5 protein-coding genes and 3 pseudogenes are annotated in these 3,819 nt (G+C 57.4%); 4 read left to right on the top strand and 4 right to left on the bottom strand.

The genetic code is table 11. The features are described 5' to 3' along the window. A pseudogene (locus tag ATY29_RS38145) lies at nt 1–236 on the top strand (IS66 family transposase); the annotation flags it as partial. Between the two features lie 26 nt (nt 237–262). Here ATY29_RS38145 and ATY29_RS34890 read toward each other — a convergent pair. The 3 genes and pseudogenes from ATY29_RS34890 to ATY29_RS38425 all read right to left on the bottom strand — a co-directional run. Continuing rightward, nucleotides 263–760 carry a helix-turn-helix domain-containing protein gene (locus ATY29_RS34890; protein WP_010005427.1) on the bottom strand — a complete coding sequence of 166 codons (498 nt, stop codon included), beginning with the start codon at nt 758–760 and terminating at the stop codon, nt 263–265. Nucleotides 761–858: 98 nt separating this feature from the next. Continuing rightward, nucleotides 859–1,317 carry an ATP-binding protein gene (locus tag ATY29_RS34885; RefSeq protein WP_097537538.1) on the bottom strand — a complete coding sequence of 153 codons (459 nt, stop codon included), beginning with the start codon at nt 1,315–1,317 and terminating at the stop codon, nt 859–861. Between the two features lie 97 nt (nt 1,318–1,414). Then, nucleotides 1,415–1,528: pseudogene (locus ATY29_RS38425) on the bottom strand (DUF5372 family protein); the annotation flags it as partial. Between ATY29_RS38425 and ATY29_RS37180 the strand changes: the two are divergent. Next, a complete protein-coding gene (locus tag ATY29_RS37180; RefSeq protein WP_185185231.1) occupies nt 1,493–1,759 on the top strand; it encodes a hypothetical protein in 267 nt (88 codons plus the stop codon). The pseudogene ATY29_RS38425 and the gene ATY29_RS37180 overlap by 36 nt on opposite strands. Before the next feature lie 787 nt (nt 1,760–2,546). Here the strand turns inward: ATY29_RS37180 and ATY29_RS34865 are convergent. Continuing rightward, nucleotides 2,547–2,723 carry a DUF3606 domain-containing protein gene (locus ATY29_RS34865; RefSeq protein WP_008536033.1) on the bottom strand — a complete coding sequence of 59 codons (177 nt, stop codon included), beginning with the start codon at nt 2,721–2,723 and terminating at the stop codon, nt 2,547–2,549. Between the two features lie 474 nt (nt 2,724–3,197). Between ATY29_RS34865 and ATY29_RS34860 the strand changes: the two genes are divergently transcribed. Beyond that, the gene (locus ATY29_RS34860) at nt 3,198–3,392 is read left to right on the top strand and encodes a hypothetical protein (protein WP_010068053.1); all 195 of its coding nucleotides are present in this window, start codon (nt 3,198–3,200) and stop codon (nt 3,390–3,392) included. Nucleotides 3,393–3,450: 58 nt separating this feature from the next. Continuing rightward, nucleotides 3,451–3,561: pseudogene (locus ATY29_RS34855) on the top strand (IS630 family transposase); the annotation flags it as partial. Nucleotides 3,562–3,819: the final 258 nt, after the last annotated feature.

The raw sequence follows: 3,819 nt of genomic DNA, 5'->3' as shown, positions 1-3,819 counted from the left end.
CAAGGGAATTCACGTGGACTTCAAATCGCGCCAAGGATCATGTGCCTGTTCGTGGCTAAGGGGCGTTACCCGGAAAATCAAAACTCGCGGAGCTCTCCGCTATTCCATATCGCGCCGCGATATCTTCGAGCGCTTCCTGAAAGACGGCCGCGTCGAAGTGGACTCCACATGTTGAGCGGGCAATCAAGCCCCAGGCGTTAAGAAAAAATAGCCTGTTTGCTGAAGGTGACGAGGGCGCGACATACTCCTCATCTGATGATGTCTATAAAAGAGGATTTTGAACCGGATCCTGAGATATCGGACGCCGGGATCGCCTGGCATCGGCTTCGCGGCGCACGGTTTCGTGTTGAAGGTCGGAAAGCTGGATGATCCACGGCGCTCCGGTGCATAACTGGCGAGCGGGAAGGACACCGCTGCTGACCATCCGGTAGGCGGTAGCTCGACTCACCTTTAGAATGTCGGCGGCCTCGTCGAGGGTTCTCTCACCGCGTTCGGCCCGTTCACCTTCTCGATAGACGGAGATGCCGTGGATGTTGCGAAGACTGCAGACGTGGCTTCGCGTCCAGCTGGCGCCATGCCCTGTCCGCTTGCCGGATCGATTCAAGATCGCTGCGATCGACAAATCGGGCAACTGCCTCGCCAAGTTGCGAACGAGATCGACAACATCAGCCTTAACTGCCCAGCGGGTCTGGCCGATCTTGTTTTTCTTCACCGTCATCCGGGTGTGATCGCCACCCTGCCAATGAATGACGAGCGCCAATGTGTCGTCAACGGTATCGACAATGATTTCTTTGATCAGCAGCCGAATGATCTTTTGGCGTGTCTCGATAGACGCGTCGGGACCTGTGCCATGCCTTACTATAGATCGCTACCGAGCATCATCAATCTTGTACGGTCGTCGGCCGATAAAGCAGGCGTGTTACGGTCGGTCGAGAGCATCTCGAACTGGACCTCGAGATCACGCAATAGGATCAGCTTCTCATTCCAGCGCCGCTCCAGTTCGCCGGCGACCAACCGATTGCCCGGATCGACAGCATCATACTGGCGGCGCGCCCTGGCAGCCTCGTATTGTGCTTGCTTGATTAAGTTCTCGAGTTGCTGTTGATTGTCGCTATGACGCTGCGTGTGCGCCTCCATTGCCCGCAAGGCCGCCTCGATTCCCAGAGGTTGCAATCGCTCGAGCACCTCCTGCGCCACGGCCCGATCGACCCGCATGCCGCCGAACCCGATACAGTTGCCGACCGCCATGGCGCCGAACTTGCCGCGACAAACATATCGCTGCGTATTGCCGCCTTTCCCGGAGTATTGAATGTGCAATCGGCGACCGCAGCGACCGCAACGGAATAGTCAGGCAACAAAGCTTGGCGCGCAGTTCAACGAGTTTGGTTGCCGAAAGGCGCGGCGCAGCTACGATCTCGATCGAACTTGCCGCAGGATCAAACATCCATGCCGGAATTTGAAATGAACCACCGTGTGCCAGAATGAGCAGATAGTGAACGCCTTCGTGCTCATGGCTGCCGGTTACCAAGACGGTTTGGTCAACCAGTGGATGGAAGGGATAGGTGACCCTTGCTTCAAACGTCGGAAATCCGGCATTATGAACCCGGCTCGGAAGGCGGCGGCAGGACTTGGGCGACGATCGCGACGCTGCTTCAAACTGCATTTTGCCGCGCGCGGCAAAAGCACGTTTATACTGACCAGCAAACTATGCCGATTAACCGACTTTGCCAACGTTTCCGGCACCATAGCGGCCGCCTAGTCGGCATAGCTTTGGGTCTCTCCGTCGCGAAGGAGAGGACACATGAACGCAACTCAGGATCGCATCGCCCTATGCAGGAAGCTAGTCTACAGTCCACATCGGGACGACGATGCACGTGGCACTCGCTAAGCCTGTTTCGGGATCTGATCGACTGGCATGTCGGCAATGGAATACTCCGCAGGATTAGCGAGGTTCACGTCGACCGCTTCCCTGAGCATCGTTTCAAACACTGGAGACCCGACTCGGGCGATTGATCGGCGCTCCGCCGCTCGCCTTTGGCGTTACGGGAGAATGGCTTAATACCGACCGCGCTTCCTATTCAGCGCAGTGAGCACGAGAAGATCGACGATGCTGGCCGGTCCCAAAAACGGGATGGCAGCTTCTAGAAGTCGATTGAACGGACCGGTCGGGACCGGCGTCCGCACGCGGTGCCCCACGGTCTGTCGGCCTCTGAATTCTGTTCTGCAGGTAAAGTCAGCCGACGCCGTCGCGTATCGCGACTTTGGAGCTCGTTGGGTTCGCTCGCCAGCCCCTTCCTCATGCGATGCGGCTCCGCCCGTTTGCAAGAAACGCTCCGGCGTCCCAATACTTTTGGCTTTGCTCGACGGCGCTGTATCCCGCAGCTTCGATAGCCTTGCTCCGAAACGCTTCCTGCGGGGTCGTCAACTCCTGCAGTCAGGCGCCTTCCGCCGCTGCGTTATGATCCGTCGGAGCCAGACTTTCAGCGGCTGTTTCCGCCGCTGACTTTATGGCTGCGGACCCTCACGGTTGAACTCTCCAACCCGGATTAGTGCCGGTCGAGTTCGGCTTCGACCTTCTTGCGACTGTTGCCTACGTTCTTCACGGTCTTCTTCACCGCTTCCTTGGAAATGCCTTCCTTCCGGGCTTCGTACTTCACCTCGTGATCCTGACCACCTGCGACGCGAGCACGATCCTGGCTGGGGGCTTTGGATGTGGTTGCCATGGTGAGATCCTCCTAATGTCGGTCCTTACGAACGGGCGCCGATTCAATAAGTTCCGGCCTCCGTTATGGTGAGGCGCGCTTCGGCGATGTCGCGGACGCGCTGCACATGGCCTCGGGCGAGATGGTTCACTTCGACGATGAGATCGCGCAAGGCATATCTGCGACCGCAGTTAATCAGTAGCGGACAATTCTTCCCAGGCAGTTGGTACGGCTCGTCGTGTGCCTATGAGCAAACCCATGGATTGATTGTCATAGAAAGCAGGACTAGAACAACAGCGCTAATGCAGGAGCGCTCGGCATCCGAACGCAGAACAAGATCGCGGCGGAAGCCACGCAAGAGCGTCGTCTGCGAAGAGAAACCAAGCGGCTCGGCAGGTTGCGGCTAACCTCTGACCGAGTCGGCACCACGAAGGAGCCAACCCATCGGGGACAGATCCCCCTCAGCCGCTACATCAACGTGATTTGGAGTTTGGAATGGATCAATTTGCTACCGCCGACAACACCTCCGCAGCCGCTCGTCGCCGCGAAGCCAGGATTGCGAAGGGCTACAGCCTTGAGGACCTGGCCATCGCCACCGGACTTACGGTCGAGGAAATCGCAGCGGCCGAGGAACCCCTTCAGATCGTGCCTCAGCACCACCTCGAGCGCATTGAGCATGTGATCTCATAGCTTCCGTCGCCACCGGCACGCGGTCCCGGTTTAGGGGCCGCAGTCAACCACGGAGGGCGCGGAACGAAAGATCGATGCTCTATGGGACGTCCTAGGCGCATTGATGCTCCGCTTCACGCCGACAGAATGCGCAAACTACTTCAGGGCTGCTGGATATGAGCCGGATTGAACAGGATTTGCTCTAGTCGATATTGCGTCCAATTGAAGTGTCATCCGCCATTTTAAGATAACTGCAGAATCACTTAAAGAGAACATGGCACCAATGATCGCACAAACAACCGGTCCGCTTCTGCCAACCGACGCAGTTCCGATTGTCGCGATGTTCTTCTACGATATGGCGCAACTATCTGCTCGGTGGCTTAGAGCCTGACTCGAAAAGGTTTCAATGATATCCGTACCTTGCCAAGCGTCGTGTCAGGACCCGGAT

Origin of the sequence: Rhizobium hidalgonense, from assembly GCF_002914525.1 — a bacterium.
GTDB lineage: Bacteria > Pseudomonadota > Alphaproteobacteria > Rhizobiales > Rhizobiaceae > Rhizobium > Rhizobium hidalgonense.
The sequence above is the reverse complement of the archived record's forward strand: the minus strand, read 5'-3'. Positions and strand labels throughout refer to the sequence as shown.

Coding starts and splice junctions, on each gene's coding strand:
- ATY29_RS34865 (WP_008536033.1), bottom strand. CDS start 2,723: ATGGCAACCACATCCAAAGCCCCCAGCCAGGATCGTGCTCGCGTCGCA.
- ATY29_RS34860 (WP_010068053.1), top strand. CDS start 3,198: ATGGATCAATTTGCTACCGCCGACAACACCTCCGCAGCCGCTCGTCGC.